The organism is Halomonas sp. ND22Bw (genome assembly GCF_003011945.1).
Lineage (GTDB): Bacteria > Pseudomonadota > Gammaproteobacteria > Pseudomonadales > Halomonadaceae > Halomonas > Halomonas halophila.
Map to the genome: position 1 here is coordinate 1 of NZ_PXWD01001101.1, position 263 is coordinate 263.

General features: G+C 62.7%; 1 protein-coding gene. It reads right to left on the reverse strand.

What is annotated here, in order from left to right; genetic code table 11:
* Positions 1-253, reverse strand: a 253-nt coding sequence (locus CVH10_RS21595) for a TraM recognition domain-containing protein (protein ID WP_369335956.1), incomplete at its 3' end; no start/stop codon positions are given.
* Positions 254-263 lie beyond the last annotated feature (10 nt).

A 263-nucleotide genomic window follows, 5' to 3' on the forward strand; every position in this document is an offset into this window, starting at 1 on the left:
GGTCGTGCTTCTTGAAGTCCGCGATCGTCTCGGCCTTCTGCTGGAGGATGACGAACCAGTCGCTGTTCTCCAGCGCCGCCTTCGAGCCGTCCGACTTGTAATAGTCGTTGAGGCTCTGCGTCGCGGTGATGAGCGAGGCGCCATATTTGCGGCAGGTTCGGCTGTAGGTCTCGACGAAATCGGCCATCGACCCACCGCGCAGCATCTGCCACGCCTCGTCGATCAGCAGCGCCTTGGGGATCTGGCGGTCCATGCGGCGCATG